Source organism: Sphingobium sp. EM0848 (genome assembly GCF_013375555.1).
Lineage (GTDB): Bacteria > Pseudomonadota > Alphaproteobacteria > Sphingomonadales > Sphingomonadaceae > Sphingobium.
In genome coordinates this window covers 105,194-121,032 of record NZ_JABXWB010000002.1, presented here as the reverse complement: position 1 = coordinate 121,032, position 15,839 = coordinate 105,194, and the positions used below count along the sequence as shown (strand labels likewise).

Genomic DNA, 15,839 nt, shown 5'->3' with positions numbered 1-15,839 from the left:
ACTCTGTCGCTGAAATCAGATGAGGCGGTGCGTTTCAAGCGTCCCAGATGCAGTCACGATCCGGAGCGTTCAGTCCGGATCGGTGATCAACTTGGCCTCCGCGATCACCACCCGCAGGTGACGACACGCCTTCAGCCTGTTTGGATCTGCTGGCTGAGCTGGCCATAATGAGTGAGAAGGCGCTCCGTTTCTTCTGGCTCGATGCCGAGCGCGCCGTCCAGCTTGCGGACGAAATCCTGTTCGGCGCTGGCATCAAGCGAGGGCCAGCTCTGGGTGGTTTTCCAGATGGCGACCGTGCTGCGGGTTACTAATGCAGCAAGCTGCGTTTGCTTGCTGCCGTCGGCCGCCATCACCGAGCGGGCAAGGGCCCAACGGCTTAATACGATCAGAGCGAAACAGTCATAGGGCAGCTCGGTTTGATGCTGCCCGATAGAGATACGGGATAGCAGCGCTGCTTCCGATCGGCTTCCCAGCCACAGCCGTTGAAGGATACGCCCGGCGCGAACGACGAAGGCACGTTCGCGATCGTGCTGCTTGGGAACGAGGTCGAGCGCGAAGAGCTCGTTGCGCTGATCGCCATCCTTGATCTGGAGGGGACGGCGGCAGGCTTCGACCATCAACCGAAGGATGAAACAGACTTCGGCCGTGAGTTTGCGTGGCGGAGGCGTCTCTTCGCCGGCCAGGCGGGCAATATAGGCCTCGAAGCTATCCAGGGCCTTCAAAATGTCGAGGCTTTGCCTCTCGGCTTCATCGCGGCGGTAAACCCGTGGCTCTCGCGGAGGTGGATTGCAGTCTTCGCTACCCGATGGATCCTCTAAGCAGTTGCCATGATCCGGGCCGGGATCATCCTCGCTTTGCGGCATCTCGTCGGTGTAGAGCGTATCGTCGTCGGCATCATCACCCTCTTCTTGCTGGGGCTGGTTGATCCCACGCAAGATGATCCTGAGGAGATTGACCGCGTCCGGATCATCAAAATTGAGCCGCCCGCTGTCGCCCGTCGCCGGGACACTTGCTGCCATGGCCGTTCGGAAAGCTTCCGGGCTATCATAATCATAGATTTCGTGCTCGGCATCGCCGCTGCTGCTCTTCGTTCTTGCCCGTCCCGCCGACGTGGCAGGTGTCACCGCTTTTCGTCGGCCCTGCGGCGTCTCGGAAAATATGATGGCGGCCAGATTTGCCAGTTCAAGAAAGTCGCCATCCTCCAGTTCGACCTTCGCAAAGGCTGAGCGCAGGCGCTTGTCGCCCATGCCAGGCGCGGCATGGGTCAAGCTGACCTCATCGTTGACGATGACGGCGCTGGTCAGCGTTCCATCGGCCAATCGCACCCGCGCGATCAGAGGAGGGCGGGGCTTACTGGGTAGCTCGACTGACCGGCCACGGCTGCGGGTCGGATGGAATGGAAATTCACCCTCTGCTATGACGAGGGTGGCACCCTCCGGCTCCGTAATGCGGTTCGAGGGTGTCCATCGGATGGTGTTGCCGGCGGCTTCCAACGTGCCAGGAGGGATGCCCGCGTCGGACTTGGTATCGGTCACTTGCTTGGCTTGCGGATATAGATCCTTACGATCAATCGGCACCGAAATATCCAGACCCAGAGCGCCTAGGCCGGTGCCCGCCTTGAGCCGGCGATAGATCGAACACTCCGCGTTGCGGGCCGCTTTGTCGGCGAGGCCAAGGGCATCATCTGAGCAATTCGCGCTACCATAAACGAGATGATCCCAGTGCTCGGTCTGGATGAGCAAAGCCTTGGCATGGATGAAGCGCGCGCGGTCATTACCATCAAAGATGCTTGCGAACCGGGCATCGGGTATGAGCGGCAAGCCATCGAGTGGGAATTCGGGCCGGTGGGCGCTGAGCGCGATAATGATTTCCTGGGGGCGCATGGCATCGATCAGGCCGAGCAACCCATCGAGATTTGCGTCCCAGTAAGGGGACATGACGATGAGCCGGGTTACGGGCACGGTGCCGACAAGCCCAGCCAGGCGCGTGAGGATGCCAGCCTCGCCTTTTCCGGCTTCGCACAGCAAATCGACAAGCGAGCCATCGCTTAGCGCGAGCGGCGCGTCATTGGCGTCTATCTCAAACAGCCAGGCCGCATCGCGTTCGATCAGATCAAGCTTGCGCTTCATCGCTTCAAGCCCAGCGTCCTTCAACCAGGGCGCGACATAGTCGAAGGCCTTGCGGATCAGCTGGCGACTGGCGTTCGCATCCTCATCGTCGCGTTTGCGCCACCATTCGATTTGACCGACGATCTCCCGGTTGCGTCCCCAACCCGCTGCCGTCGCATTGGCTGAACCGATGATCACGCAACCGGCATCGCTGCCCAAGCGGATGCTGACCTTCGGATGGAAAGCGCCGGGCACGGAAATCGGCAGCAGGGCATAGGCTGAGCCCGCTCGCGCAAAGGATTCCGGTGTCTGCGCGATCGCGCGCTGCAGCATGTTGGCATCGGCCATGAGGATGTTGTTGTCGCAGCCATAGCTGCGCAGCCGATGATGGAGCGATCCATCATAGAATGCCGCGTCTACCGAGTAGGTCGTTGTGATCGATGTATGGAATCCGGTCCGCGCCAGATCCTTAAAGAGGCTGATTCTGTTCAAGGAACGCCTCCCCGTCCGCTGTCACGCCGCTGGCATGCAGATATCCCGCATCGCGCAGCACCCGGGTCAGATTGAAGAGCCGGGGCGTGGTGTAGCCATACTCCCCCAACCGCCCTTCGCTCAGCAGTCCGTCTTCAACCAGGAAATGATAGGTGAAGGTGCCCGCCGCCGAAAGCTTGCGGCCGGCGATGATCTGATGATCGATGATAATATGCCTGAACAGAACAGCGGCGATCGCTTGCTGAACGGGCTCCTGTCGTGCCGTATCGAGCGTGCGCAAAATGCCGTCCAGCGACCGACCGTCACGCCCGGCTGCGGCGGCGATGATAGGTCGGACATTTCCGTCGTTCTCGGCCCATTTCGCCCAGAGGATGCCGAGCAGCTTGAATGCATCGAGTAGTGTCTCCGGTGTTGGCTGCAAGCCCGACCTCAGATTTTCAAGGACGACTTCGGCGTGAAGCGCCTCGTCAATGTCGGCGAGCCCGACCAGAGCCTCCGCCCAATCCGACCAGGTTGATGTGTTCTGCGGGATCGCCTCATCGACCAGTTTGGCGACGAGTTGTCGTGGTTCGATGCCGTTGGTGTAGCTCTCGCATTGCAGGCCTACCAGGCCATTGAGGGCGCACTCCAGGGCAATATGTCCATATTCATTGGCTTGATAGGCGCGCCATCGGTCGACGGTCTTGCCCGGGGGCTGATACGGTTGCCCGTTTGGAAGCGCGCGCGTGTAAAGCGCCTGGCGCAACCCGTCGATGTCGCCAGGCTCGATGCCGTTGCGATAGAGGTCGAGCACGAGCCAGATGGACGCCCGGCGCGCTAAACTCGCCTTGGATTGGTCTCCTTGCCCGAGCAGAAAGTCGCGCAACGCGGCCTGTTCGGGCGAACCGTGCGGAATGTGTGCAGGGTGGATGGCCGCACCAATGTTTTGGAGCTGCTGCGATGTCGCTGTTCCAGAAAGCAGGACGGTCTCGATCTCATCTGCGATCGGACCGATCGAACCTGCAAAAGCGGCAGAAACCAGCTGGCCCTGACCCTGGGTGACCGGCACGGAGGATGCGGTGAGCCAGCCCATTTCGGTCAAAGTGGGCGCATAAGCCGCCCCATAGTTCCCCCGCGCCGCTTGCAGATAGGTTTTCTCGGATGTTCGGTCGTCGGTGAACGGCCTGAAGTCGATGCCATTGCTGCGTGCCACGTCGCGCTGCTGGTTGGCCCAATTTGCTCCGCCCAACCCATCGCTGCCGTCCATATCATTGACGACCGTCGCGAGCGCGTAAAGCGCCTCGCCCCGTCTCATGAAGCGGGCAAAGCGGGCTGGATCATCCGAGTGGTGCTTCTTTTCGTAGAGTTCAATCAACCATGGGAAATAGGCATAATATCTGAGGCGATTGGTAATGTTCGTGATGTTCGGAACCAGAGATTGGTAAATCCTGATGCTCGTTGCCTGGAGGCCAAGAGGGTCGAGGCCCATCGTCCAGCTGCCGGTCTTCGTCCAATAGGGATCGCCGTCCTGTTCAGATAATTCGAGTGCTACGCTCACTTCGTTTCCATTTTCCATTATATTGACGCTGGAGAATGCCACTTTGCTAATTCCACGATCATATTGGCGTGGTTCTAGGCGGTGGCTCGGCAAAGAATATGCGCGAGCATCATGTCATCTCCGGCCCGACGAAGCTGGGTTCCATCCGCACCAGCGGCGTGATGGAGGGCACTTGCGATGGGAGCCTGATCTCAGGAAGATCTGGTAGATCGCGGGTCAGGCCATAGGCGAGCAGCAGCCGTGATCGATCACATGACATGTCGGTCATGGCCTTCGGCGGGAGCGGGTGGATCGTCGGGGCTGCGCCCAGCACCCTTTCCGTCGGCATTTCAGCGATGAACCGGTCATGGACTTCTGTTTTGCAGCCGCCACCGGTCACGAGCAGTTGGACCGGCTTTCTGCGGTAGGCGGCGTGAAAGCCGTCCTGGGCGCGTTCAGGCGAGCGCGCCCGGCCATAGACCTCCTCGAATTCATGGTCGCATGCGCGCTTAAAATCTTCGGCGTTCAGCTGGCGACTAAGCATGCTGTCTAGCGCGGCGGCGCCGAGAAGTTCGACGGCGGCTGAGAACACCGCGACACGTTCGCGCCCCACGAGATTGAAAGCGACGATATCGAGTGTCGACGCCCCGACATCGACAAGCATGTGGGAGCCTGGTTGAGAGGTTGGCGCGAACGCATAGCCCGCGACTGCTGCGGTCAATTCCGGCACGAGGTAAAAGCCTGCCGGCAATCGGTCCGGCGATCGAGAATGTGTCTGCCGGACCAAATCTGAGGTCAATTGCGAAGCAAAAGGGGCGAGCTCGACAGCTGCGGCAACGATCCGTTTGAAGATCGAGAAGGATTTTGCATCGTCATGCGCGGCAACCGGGATACCGACATTCACGGCCATGAACTGATCCGCACCTGCCGGACCGAGCGGCTTGGCCTGTCTGTACCATCCGAAGAAATGCGCGAAATGAAGGGCGAGAAAGGCGGCAGCCGCCTCGACCCGGGTGATGCTGACGCCGGGCCTCACCAGCTCGCCCCCATGGGCTCCGATGATACCGGTTTTGAAGCCCTCCAGTGTTATCGCGCCAGGCAGGGGGTAAAGCGAAAAACGACCAGTTTTGGGGTCAAGCCATAAGGCGGTCTGCCAAAGATAAGGATGGCCGAAGGACTGTAGGCCATCGGGCGCGGGCATGGCCTTGGTCGGGTTATCCGCATGATAAGGCTGGCTCACGGCTAGCTTGACCGAACTCGTTCCGAAATCGAAGCCGACGATAAAGCCGTCGGCGAGGTCAGGCTGGGGCTTTTCTGCGAGCTGCGCCGCGCCATCAGCGATTGCGCGGTTGATCATCGCCTGGTTCTGGGGCGTGATCGAAACCGGACGTGGCTCGATCATTGGCGTGGTGTTGCTTACCGCCGCAATGACCTTGCGGAATATCTTCTCCCGTGAGGGCGCAGGCTTTGCCGCGGCGGGAGTTGGCTTTTTCACCGCAGCGGCCCGCTCGGCTTCCAGGATGGCCTGATAGGCGGCCTTCATCCCTGGGCCTTTGAGGATGATTTTCTTCGGGCCTTTGGAATTGGGTTGTGGCTGGGCCTTCTTGTTTTTTGCTTTCTGCGCTTTGGTCCCCGGTTTGGAGGCTCGCTGGCCTGCCCCGTTCCGCGCCGGAAGAGTTGAAAGAGGAGGGCACGCCGCCTGCTTCGCGAGCATTTGTTGCTCGATATCGGCAAACTCGCTGCCCGCTGCCTGGGGCTTTCGGTCAGGGCTTCGAGATGGGGCATTTGTTCCGGCCAGGCTCGTGCGCAGGTCCATCAGGGCGGAAGCGGCATCAGCCAGGCTTGCAAAGCCTTTGCCCTTTCTGCTCATGCGCCGGCCTCCGCGACCTCGACCACTGCGATACCGACGAGCATCGGCTCATCAAAGCTCAGGTCATTTTCCTTACGGTTTATCTGCTCCAGCTTGAGATCCATCCGGGCGAGAAAGGCATTCAGCTTGCCTCGGATGGCATATGTGATGTTCATTTTCTTGGCGCTGCCCGAGGCGCGCAATTCGCGAATCTGGGTTTCGGCCCTGCTTTTCTCTCGTTCCTTGTGCTGCGTGATGAGCGCGCGCTGGGTGGCGACGTCGTCATAGTGCCGGGCGGCTTCCGCCCCTTCGAAGTCGGTTCGGCGTTCCTTGAGTGCCGGCAAAAGGTGCGATGCCATCACATCCGCGACATGGGGTAGATCGGCCGGTTCGAGATGTCGGAGCTGAGGGGCGCTGGCCAGCGATTCCATCAGCACTTGCTCGACGGCATCTTCTTCCAAGCTTGTGCCGGTGGCGAAGTCGACGCCAGCGAATGCTAGGCGATCGACAGGCAAAAGGCCATCGATCGACCAACGCTCGACTGCCACGACATATCGGCCTGCGGGCAGAGGCCAATGCGGCTGATGAGGCACGCGATATGCGGTTACGGGCCGGGGCGCGACACCGACTTGCCGACCGTCGAGGAGCTGGGCGCAAAAGCGCGCCAGCGGATGGGTCATCGGAATGGCTTCCAGATTGCGATGGCGCAGCGGGTCTGGGTTGCTGCCGAACACGGCTTTCACGCCGCTGGCGGCGTCTCGAGAAAAGCGGGTCGGGTAGCGCCGGGCTTTCAGATTCCGAAAGTGCCCAAATTCGGCCTGCGCTCTTGGCGACAGGCGAACGTCATATGCTTCGATATCGATGCCGTTGATCGGTTCGAAGCGCGTGCCCTCGAACGTATTGACCAGAATGCCGGCGATATAATCGCGCAGGTCGCTTTCGGTCAGCCGCTTGTGCGGCGCATAGGCTTCCTTGACCTTCTGAAGAATGCTGTCGCCATGCGCCACCAGCCCAGGGGCTTCCCGCTCAAGCTCCTCTGCCTGCATTTTCCTCTGCTCTGCAGCCTGGATAGAGCGATCGAATTCACGTGCCCGTGCCTCTGGAGAAAGCTCGGGGTTGGTCAGGATGAATTCGATGTCGCGGATGATCTCACCCAGGATGGGTTCGAAGTCGCCCAGCGTCTCCTGGATGATCCCCAGCCTCAGATAGAGCCGGTCATAGACCTGCTCTTCGATCGTTTCAGCGGCGATCAGATTGATGATGTCGATTGACGGCGATCGCTGGCCAATACGGTCGATACGACCGATCCGCTGCTCCACCTTCATGGGGTTCCAAGGCAGATCCCAATTGATCAGAATGCGGCAGAACTGAAGATCGAGGCCTTCACCGCCGACCTCGGACGTCAGCAGGATCGTGCCTGCGGGAGCATCGGCAAAACGCGAGACGATTTCTTGGCGGTCGGCTTTGATGCCGCCATGGAGTTCCATGATCGCAAAGCCGGCGGCTTGGAGCTTCGCGGCGAGATAGCTGATGGTGCGGCGAAAGCTCGAGAAGACTATGAACTTTTGATCGGGATCCCGCTCGCGCAACTGGCGCAGCCAATCGAGCAGCTTTGCAAGCTTGGTATCGGCGGCTTCCAGTCCCGCTAGGACGGCAGGGTCATCGCAGATTTCGCCAAGCGCGCTAATCAGCGGGCCTGGCAACGCTCCAGGGGGTGATGCATCGTCCTCCTCGTCGAGCGTGAGGAAACCGCTTCGTTCGCCCCAATGGCGATAGGCTGTGGCCAGGCTCGAGGCGAGGAGCCGCTGGGTTTGGGCGAGCAGGAACCGCTCGTTGATTTCGTTGGCAAAGGCATATGCCTCGATGCGCTGTGTCGCCCGCTGATAGAAGGCGTCTTCCGCCTCATTCATCGGCCATTTTACCGTCTGGGGGCGGCGCTCGACCTTGAATTCCGCAACATCGCGCCGGCGCGTGCGATTGATCGTGGATCCCAGCAGCGACATCTCTTCGATCCGTGCTGCCAATTTCACGCGGTTTGCCGGGGTATCGACGATGCCTTTTTCGAGCTCTTCGCGCAGGCGTTTCAGCCGTTCGCCGGTCTTGAGAACCCGCCCCTCGGGCAGATCCCCGACAAGCTCCGCCAATTCGTGCATCGGCACGCGCGTATCGCGTGCCGCTTCCCAAGCCCGCACCAGCGGGACATTTTCTTCCTGGAGGATGTCGAAGAGATATTCGCGTTCGAATGTGTCCGGATCGATGAGCTTCAAGAGCGCGCGCAGGTCGTTGGCGCGCAGATTGATCGGGGTGGCCGAAAGAAACAGCGAATAATCACTCACATCGGTCACAAGCTTTGCCAGCTTATGGTTCATCGTTTCAGCATTGCGCAGATGATGCGCCTCATCGAAGATCGCGAGATCGAACAAATCCTGAGCCGAATCATTGAGTAACCGCGCGAGGTCGGCACGCGCACCCGAGGCGGGCTCGTCAGGATCATCCCACCCGCGCGGCGGACGGATGGCGGAAAGCGATGCGATGACCTGAAAACCCTCGCGACGCTCCTGGTCGTCGCGCAGCGTGTCGAGCAACTCGGCGGCGCCGCAGATACGCGCGTCGACATTGAATTTGTTGCGCAGCTCAGCACGCCATTTTTCGACGAGCGGCTTGGGGCAGACCACCAGAAGTCGCCGACAATCGTGATTCCGCGCCACAAGCTCTGTCCAGATGAGCCCTGCTTCGATGGTTTTACCGAGACCGACTTCGTCGGCGATGAGCAGTCCGCGAGAGGGCGCGTTCAAGAGCTTGAGGACCGGCTTGAACTGGTATGCGTGAAACTCGGTGTTCGTCGCGCCCATGCTGTAGATCATGTCGGCAAGGCGGCCCGTCATGCGCAGATGGGTCAGAGCGCGTCGCAAGTCGGTTGGGGCGGAGAGCTTGCCGTTTCGCAGATCCACGAGCGCATCGGGGGCGGCCAGGACATGTTCGAGCTGGTTTGCCGGCAGACTTCGACGGCCTGTCGGAAGCTCAATCTGGAAGAAGGTGCGTCCTGCTCGTTCTTCGGGCGGCCGGTCGGTTACGACACCGACAACCGCCGGATCGTTTTTCAGTCGTACCCGCTCCCCTGCCTCGAACATAGTGAACCTTCCCCCCTCACAGGATGATCAATAGAAAGCCGACAGCGTCAAGTGTCAGGCGAATGTTAAATCATTCAAAATCTGCGCCATTCACTTGGAAGGTGCTGGCATTGATAGATCTGCGCCGTCCTCTCTTGCGACGGGCGGAAGTAACTTCCCTGACCGTTCGGACATGCAGGAAATTCATCGAATCGATCCTCCGTCGTCCTGGGTGGGGCTGTTATAGCTCGAAGGGGTGACAAATTCTGTCGCGGTCGATAGGCCGCGCGGCTCGGCGACGGTCAGCGTCTGCCAACTAGGTGCGATACCCGGGGAGGAGCAACGCCATCCGGTTCCTTGTCCGTTGTCGGCTTCCTGGTCGGCGCGCGGGGCCGAGCAAGCCCGCATAGCGGGCTTCTCCACTGCGTTGTGACCCTCCGGGTGCACGACCCCGCTATGACGCCGCCCTTGGGGCGCCTGTCGGAAGGCCCCGATGGGCGGGGCTGATCCAGACCGGAGTCACAGCCATGTCGCAGCCTTCCCAACAATCGGCAGACCGAGCCGAGCGGATCGACCGCATCGCCGCACTGAATGACAGCCTGAGGAGATCTATATGCAGCCCTGGCCGAAACCAGATCGTCATGACCGCAGGCGTCGCCGCGCTGGTCGGTGACGTGTCCCTCTTCCGCGGATTTCGCAGACGCGCCGAGATCCTGCGCACGGTGCAAAACTATGACAGCTTCAATCCCGACAACGATCCATTGGGCGAGCATGATTTTGGTCGCTTCGAATATGACAGCGCCGTTCTCTACTGGAAGATCGACTATTATGATCTCGAGCTTGCCTGGGGCTCACCCGATCCGGCCAATCCCGACGTCACCACTCGGGTTCTGACGATCCTACTCGCCGAGGAATATTGATCGGCACGGCCATCCCCCTGATCGGGGGGATGGCCGTGAAAAGTCTGCTTGAGCAGACTGCGCGCGAGGAATGTCCAAGCGCCAAGCGCGCTTGGGGAGGGGAGGCCGCACCGCAGCATCGCCCCCGTGCGGCCGATGCAAAGCTGTGAGCCGACGCGGGATCAGACCATTTGAGGAGTTGCCGCCATGTCCGCCTATTTCGCCGCCCATCCCGATCACGCGATCCTCTTTGCGTTCGGCTGTTTTGCGCTCACCGTCTATCTCTTCCGCTATGTCGGTCCCGGCATCGGCGGTGGCGGCGACTGGTCATCGCGTGACCATTATGAGCGCAATCTGCGCGACGGTCCGGACGACTATTGTTGAGCTGGCCGCGCCGATGAGAACGATCGCTGTGAGCCTTCTCAAGGGCGGGGTGGGCAAGACCTTCCTCGCCACGCATCTCGCCTGGTATCTGGCCGAAGCGGCAGGGCGCCGGGTCGTGTTCGTCGACCTAGACCCGCAAGGCAGTTCGTCGCGCCGTCTGGCCGGCGAGCGGCCGGGTGGCTTCGCGTCCGATCTCTTCGATCCGTCGGCGGCGTTTGCCGCCGACGGCCAGACCGGACTCACGTTGCTCGCCGCCGACCAGCGTCTGCAGATGATCAAGGCGGCGCAGGATGTGCGTGACTTTCTCGGCCGCTTTCCTGCGCTCGCACCCCATTTCGACCTGTGCGTGATCGATACCGGCCCCAAATGGGACGAGCTGACCCTGAGCGCTCTCGCGGTCGCTGACGCAGTGATCGCGCCCGTCCAGGTCGCCGAAGATTCGGTCGAATGCGCCAAGATGCTGCTGACCGCGCTGCGCAAGGCCGAGGCGGCGAGGGCAGGGCGCAAGATCGATTTCCTCGGATTGCTGCCATCAATGGTCAACCCGTTCGACCGGCGCGAAATGGACAATGCCGTCAAGCTCGCCCACGCAGTGGGCGAGCGGCTGATGTTCCCTGCCTTCATCAAGGCGCGACCGACCTACAAGCATGCCGCGGAAAATCATCGGCCGGTCTGGATGGAAGGTGGTGGCGGCGCCAAGGCGGCGGCCGAGGAAATTCGGCCGATCCTTGCCGAGATCGAACGGCGGCTGGGTTCAGCGCCAGCGGCCCTTGTCTGATGGGTAAGTTCGACGAACGCATTGAGGAGTTCGGCCTGCTCGTCGGCGCGCATGAAACAGCACGCCGGGTCGAGGAAATCCCTCTGGATCGGGTCATCCCCGACCCCGGCAATCCCCGGCGCAGTTTCGACGATGACGCCTTGGCCGAGCTTGCGGCCTCCATAGCGGCTCGCGGGGTCTTGCAGCCGATCACGGTTGCGCCCGCCAACACCGCGGGCTTGCATCGCATCCGTTTGGGCGAGCGACGCTTTCGTGCCTCCCAGCTCGCGGGCCGGGTGACGATCCCGGCGATCATCGTGGCCGAGGGGGAAGGGAGCCACCTGCTCGCCGATCAGATCGTTGAGAACGATCAGCGTGCGAACCTGTCTTCGGTCGAGCTCGCTCATGCTATTGCCCGTATGCTCAAGGGCGGCATGAGCCAGGTCGAGATCGCCGCTGCGCTGGGCCGCTCCAAGCAGTTCGTCTCGCTCTATGCGGCCTATGGTGACATGCCTACCTATCTCAGGGAAGAGCTCCCGCGCGCGCCGATCCGGCTGCTTTACGACCTGCATCGCACAGCCAGGGACTATCCTGCAGAAGTCGAGGCCTATGTCGCTGCCTGGGATGAGAAAGGCGGGACATTGGCGGAAGGCGCACGGTTCATTGCCGGGCTGAAGGGAAAGACGGACGCTCCCAGTATCGAAGTAGCGCCGTTGCAGGCCGCTGCGGTGACCGTCGCCTGTCCCGAACCGCTGTCGGGGGCTGAGCTTGCTGCGCGACGTGCGGCGCAAACGCCAGAGGTCAGTCTTGCCGTCGAAGTCGATGGCCGTCCCGCGCGTCTTGTCCTTGACCCGCGTGTTGTCGTGATCTTCGGCGATGGATCCCGGCAAGAGATCGCGGCCGAACGACTGTGCGCCGCGTCTTAGGGACGCCCCGACGTCGCGTTGCTCTGACCCTCTTCCTCCGCGTTCGCATATCCTGTTCGTGTGTATGTCGGCCGCGCCCCTTTTGGGGTGCGGCCTTTTCCGTAGGTCCGAGCTGGGGCGGCGCCGTTGGCGCCGCCCTTCGTGGATCAGGCGTGAATGATAGGCGCATTTTGCCAAGAATGGTCGAAGTCTGCTCAAGCAGACTATCAGATGAGTTGAGTGAAGGTGAGGGCCGGATAGGCGTGACGCCGGGGATGTATGACAATAGTCTTCGATGCATGCCCGTCTTCACCTTCCGTCTCGACGAAGAAGTCGCCCAGCGCTTCGATGCTGTGGCGGAGAGCGCCGGTGGCCGCTCGGCTTTGCTGCGGCGCCTCGTCATGAATGCAGTGGACGCGGAGGAGGGCGGGAGGCCGGGACGAGTTCGCCGACGGGAGCGAGCAACGCGGCGGTTTGAGATCCGGTTGACCGATGCGGAAATTGCCGCGCTGGATGCCGAGGCCGATGCTTTGGGTATGAAGCGAACCGACTGGGTGACGAGGCTGGTGCGGTGCCGCCTGCATTCGGCGGCACCGCTGCCGCTCGAAGAACGGGCGGCAGTGGCTCAGGCGTGGCGCGAGCTCAACCGGATCGGCATCAATCTCAATCAGGCAACGCGTGCGCTCAATGCCTCGGTGATGGTGGAATCCGGACTCGATGTCGCGCGCGAGGCGGGGCGGGTGGCAAGCTTTCGGACGGAAATCCGGACGGCGCTTGCCGGTCTTGGCACTGCGCTCAAGGGCGATCTTGCCTATTGGGATAGCCTCGATGTTTGAGGAGGAGGGCATCTTGCCGCTGCCCAGCCTCATGGAGGCATGGCGGCCGCCCACCGGCGGTAAACGGACACTGCGGGGAGCCTATGTCCGCGTCGGGCGAGGCGGATCGGGCCGGGGAAGGCAGGCGCGCGCCGCGCCGCTGAGCCAGGCCGAGGCTCGGGCCAAGCTCGAGCGGATCGTGCGCAAGGCCCCGGAGGTCATGGTCAAGGTCTCGGGTAAGCAATATGGCGCGCATCATCTTTCCGAGCATTTCGGCTATGTTGCGCGGCACGGGAAGCTTGCGGTGCGCTCGAGCGAGGGCGAGATCATCGATGATCCCAAACGGCTGAAGGAGATCGCGCAGGACTGGGCCATGTTCGACGAGGCGATGAACGAGCATGGCCGCGACCGGCCGACCTCGCTGTCGCTGGTCCTTTCCATGCCCGGCGGTTCGACCGATCCCGAGACGCTGCAGGATGCCGCCCAGGCGTTCGCCCGGATCCTGTTCGAAGACAATCACGCCTATATGCTGGCGCTTCACACCGACACCGATCATCCGCACGTCCATCTGACGGTGGCCACCGAAGGTGCGGACGGCACGCGACTCAATCCGCGCAAGGCCGACCTCCATCATATGCGGGAGACGTTCGCGCATGAGCTACGTACGCGCGGGATCGCGGCTGAGGCGACGCCCAGGCGTGCGCGTGGTTACGTCCAGAAGCGTGTGCGCTCAGCGGCGCTGCATCTCGATGCTCGGATCGGTCAGGAGGGGCGCCGGCTCAATATGGATGAACTCAACGTGCTGCGCGCCCGAGCCTATGCGCGCGCGCGCGACGAGGAACGGCGGCCGCAAGACGTGATGGCGCTGGTTCGCCAGAAGCAGATACGCGGCGCTTATGCGGAGGCGGCGGTGGCGCTCGCACGCACCGGCGAGGCGGACGACCAAGCGCTTTCCGACGAGATTGCGGGCTTCCTGGCGGCTATGCCGCCGGCGGTCTCCCGACGTCTCGCGCTGGCCCGCGAGATGATGCAGGGGCGGCAAGCGACACATCCGGCGCGAGAACTGGAGGGTGGAGCTGGCCCCGAGCGGCCACCACCCGAGCGTGGGCGGGAGCGCTGATTCGCATGGGGTGACTGATCTTGCGAAGGGATGTTCTCGCTACCATGTGAATGGAATGTCCCGGAAAATCAAGAAAACTGGCGCTATCTCCGGTCATGGCTTGTTAGAAAAAACCATGCTATTATCTAACAGACAGGAGCATGGATATGTCTGCGGTGGCTGATCGGATCATGAAGCGTGTGCGCGGCAAGGGCCGTGGCTGGGTGTTTACGCCCAAGCAGTTCGTCGACTTTGGCACGCGCGGCTCGGTCGATATGGCGCTGTCGCGTCTCGCGCATGCCGGCGACATCCGCCGGATCGGCCGCGGTCTCTACGACTATCCCCGCCAGCATGACAAGCTTGGTACCCTGAGCCCGGATCCCGGACAGGTTGCCCAGGCGCTCTCCGCGCAGAGCGGTGATGCGCTCGCGCCTTCAGGGGCGGCGGCCGCCAATAGCCTTGGCCTCTCGACGCAGGTGCCTGCCCGGGCGAGCTACGCCACCAGCGGTCGCACCCGCACCGCCAAGGCTGGCGGCCGCAGCGTCACCTTGAAACACAGCCGTGCGCCGGTGCTCGACGCGCCGGAATCTGTGAATGCGATCGTCCAGGCGCTCGCACATCTAGGGAAGGGCAATATCGACGCGGATGCGATCGGGCGCTTCGCCGCGCGGCTTGACGATGCTGGTACGCGTACGCTCGTTGCGGCCCGCCCGGCCATGCCGGGCTGGATGGGCGACATTGTCCTGAAGATTCAGGCGGCGCGCCATGGATGAGTTCGCCCGCCGCCCGGCCGAGGATCGCCGCGCTTATATCGAGGAAGCGGCGGCTCGCCGGGATCTCACGCCGATCATAATCGAGAAAGACTTCTGGGTCTGCTGGACCCTGCGGCGCCTTGTTCGTGCCGTGGACCTTGCGGGCCATATGACCTTCAAGGGCGGCACGTCGCTCTCCAAGGCGTATGATATCATCCAGCGCTTCTCGGAGGATATCGATCTCACCATCAGCCGGTCGGCGCCGCTCCTCGATCAGGTGGCGTCGCCGATGGAGGCGGGGATTAGCGGCAAGGAACGCGAGCGGCGGACCAAGGATCTCAAAGTGGCTGCCCAGGCCTATGTCGCGACGATCGCTATGCCGGTGCTTGGCCGCGAGATCGGAGCGGCGCTCGGCACGAGCGAAGGCTGGCATCTGTCGCTCGACCCCGACGACAAGGATCAGCAGACCGTCCTCTTCGTCTATCCCCGTACTTCGGACTATGGTCTTGCCTATGGCCAGAATTACGGGGGCGGGGACGAAGGCGGCTATATCAAGCCGCGCATCAAGCTCGAATTTGGCGCGCGCGGGGATACCGAGCCCTTCGCCATGCGCCCAATCATCCCCTATCTGGCCGAGGATTTCCCCGACGAGCTACCGGATCCCGCAACCGACGTGCCGACGCTGGCGGTCGAGCGCACCTTCTGGGAGAAGGTTACGATCCTCCACGCGCTCCATCATAATGCCAAGCTGCGCGATGGGCTTTCGCGCCATTATTATGATGTGCTGATGCTCGACGGGGCTGCCGTCACGGCCGAGGCCCTCGCACGGCCGGAACTCCTCGAGCAGGTGGTCCACAACAAAAGCCTGATGTTCGCCGACAAGTCCGCGTCCTACGAGACCGCTGTCCTGGGATCGCTGCGGCTGTTGCCGACAGAGGGCATGATGGACCGGCTCGCCCACGATTATGCCGCGATGGGCGAGATGTTCATGACGGCGCCGCCGTCCTTTGACGCGGTGATCGAAGGCATGGCCCGCATAGAGCAGGCGATCAACGCGGCTAATCAATAACTCACTGAAAACAAACAGAAAAAACTGATAATATATCTTATGTTAAATCACCGGAGTCTGAGCCTCAGGAGTGGGGTTCCCACG

General features: G+C 61.9%; 12 protein-coding genes. 8 read left to right on the top strand and 4 right to left on the bottom strand.

What is annotated here, in order from left to right; genetic code table 11:
- Positions 1 to 131: 131 nt before the first annotated feature.
- From HUK73_RS16175 to HUK73_RS16160, 4 genes are all read right to left on the bottom strand, one after another.
- Positions 132 to 2,600, bottom strand: coding sequence for a hypothetical protein (locus HUK73_RS16175; protein WP_176593068.1), 2,469 nt, complete (start codon positions 2,598 to 2,600; stop codon positions 132 to 134).
- On the bottom strand, positions 2,578 to 4,179 hold the full coding sequence (locus HUK73_RS16170; protein WP_369805534.1) for a hypothetical protein: 1,602 nt from the start codon (positions 4,177 to 4,179) through the stop codon (positions 2,578 to 2,580). Before HUK73_RS16170 ends, HUK73_RS16175 begins: the two co-directional genes overlap by 23 nt.
- A gap of 67 nt (positions 4,180 to 4,246) precedes the next feature.
- Positions 4,247 to 5,986, bottom strand: a complete 1,740-nt coding sequence (locus HUK73_RS16165; protein WP_255326383.1) for a hypothetical protein — start codon at positions 5,984 to 5,986, stop codon at positions 4,247 to 4,249.
- On the bottom strand, positions 5,983 to 9,096 hold the full coding sequence (locus HUK73_RS16160) for an SNF2-related protein (protein ID WP_176593067.1): 3,114 nt from the start codon (positions 9,094 to 9,096) through the stop codon (positions 5,983 to 5,985). Before HUK73_RS16160 ends, HUK73_RS16165 begins: the two co-directional genes overlap by 4 nt.
- 506 nt (positions 9,097 to 9,602) lie before the next feature.
- On the opposite strand from HUK73_RS16160, the gene HUK73_RS16155 reads away from it, so the two are divergent.
- The 8 genes from HUK73_RS16155 to HUK73_RS16120 all read left to right on the top strand — a co-directional run bounded on the left by HUK73_RS16155 (position 9,603) and on the right by HUK73_RS16120 (position 15,755).
- Entirely contained in the window at positions 9,603 to 9,995 is a 393-nt protein-coding gene (locus HUK73_RS16155) for a DUF3768 domain-containing protein (protein ID WP_176593066.1), read from the top strand.
- 186 nt (positions 9,996 to 10,181) lie between these two features.
- A complete protein-coding gene (locus tag HUK73_RS16150) occupies positions 10,182 to 10,358 on the top strand; it encodes a hypothetical protein (RefSeq protein ID WP_020820482.1) in 177 nt (58 codons plus the stop codon).
- 13 nt (positions 10,359 to 10,371) lie between these two features.
- Positions 10,372 to 11,136, top strand: coding sequence for a ParA family protein (locus HUK73_RS16145; RefSeq protein WP_176593065.1), 765 nt, complete (start codon positions 10,372 to 10,374; stop codon positions 11,134 to 11,136).
- Positions 11,136 to 12,041 (top strand): ParB/RepB/Spo0J family partition protein, encoded by a 906-nt coding sequence (locus HUK73_RS16140; RefSeq protein WP_176593064.1) that lies wholly within the window; start codon positions 11,136 to 11,138, stop codon positions 12,039 to 12,041. The genes HUK73_RS16145 and HUK73_RS16140 overlap by 1 nt, the downstream gene beginning before the upstream one ends.
- A 278-nt stretch (positions 12,042 to 12,319) precedes the next feature.
- Positions 12,320 to 12,856 carry a plasmid mobilization relaxosome protein MobC gene (locus HUK73_RS16135; RefSeq protein ID WP_176593079.1) on the top strand — a complete coding sequence of 179 codons (537 nt, stop codon included), beginning with the start codon at positions 12,320 to 12,322 and terminating at the stop codon, positions 12,854 to 12,856.
- The gene (locus tag HUK73_RS16130) at positions 12,849 to 13,955 is read left to right on the top strand and encodes a relaxase/mobilization nuclease domain-containing protein (protein WP_176593063.1); all 1,107 of its coding nucleotides are present in this window, start codon (positions 12,849 to 12,851) and stop codon (positions 13,953 to 13,955) included. The genes HUK73_RS16135 and HUK73_RS16130 overlap by 8 nt, the downstream gene beginning before the upstream one ends.
- Positions 13,956 to 14,095: 140 nt before the next feature.
- Positions 14,096 to 14,707, top strand: coding sequence for a DUF6088 family protein (locus HUK73_RS16125; protein ID WP_176593062.1), 612 nt, complete (start codon positions 14,096 to 14,098; stop codon positions 14,705 to 14,707).
- Positions 14,700 to 15,755, top strand: coding sequence for a nucleotidyl transferase AbiEii/AbiGii toxin family protein (locus HUK73_RS16120; RefSeq protein WP_176593061.1), 1,056 nt, complete (start codon positions 14,700 to 14,702; stop codon positions 15,753 to 15,755). The genes HUK73_RS16125 and HUK73_RS16120 overlap by 8 nt, the downstream gene beginning before the upstream one ends.
- Positions 15,756 to 15,839 lie beyond the last annotated feature (84 nt).

Bases quoted from the DNA above. Each gene is read 5' to 3' on its own strand.
- HUK73_RS16165 (WP_255326383.1), bottom strand. From the start codon at position 5,986: ATGAGCAGAAAGGGCAAAGGCTTTGCAAGCCTGGCTGATGCCGCTTCC.
- HUK73_RS16160 (WP_176593067.1), bottom strand. From the start codon at position 9,096: ATGTTCGAGGCAGGGGAGCGGGTACGACTGAAAAACGATCCGGCGGTT.
- HUK73_RS16155 (WP_176593066.1), top strand. From the start codon at position 9,603: ATGTCGCAGCCTTCCCAACAATCGGCAGACCGAGCCGAGCGGATCGAC.
- HUK73_RS16150 (WP_020820482.1), top strand. From the start codon at position 10,182: ATGTCCGCCTATTTCGCCGCCCATCCCGATCACGCGATCCTCTTTGCG.
- HUK73_RS16145 (WP_176593065.1), top strand. From the start codon at position 10,372: ATGAGAACGATCGCTGTGAGCCTTCTCAAGGGCGGGGTGGGCAAGACC.
- HUK73_RS16140 (WP_176593064.1), top strand. From the start codon at position 11,136: ATGGGTAAGTTCGACGAACGCATTGAGGAGTTCGGCCTGCTCGTCGGC.
- HUK73_RS16135 (WP_176593079.1), top strand. From the start codon at position 12,320: ATGCCCGTCTTCACCTTCCGTCTCGACGAAGAAGTCGCCCAGCGCTTC.
- HUK73_RS16130 (WP_176593063.1), top strand. From the start codon at position 12,849: ATGTTTGAGGAGGAGGGCATCTTGCCGCTGCCCAGCCTCATGGAGGCA.
- HUK73_RS16125 (WP_176593062.1), top strand. From the start codon at position 14,096: ATGGATATGTCTGCGGTGGCTGATCGGATCATGAAGCGTGTGCGCGGC.
- HUK73_RS16120 (WP_176593061.1), top strand. From the start codon at position 14,700: ATGGATGAGTTCGCCCGCCGCCCGGCCGAGGATCGCCGCGCTTATATC.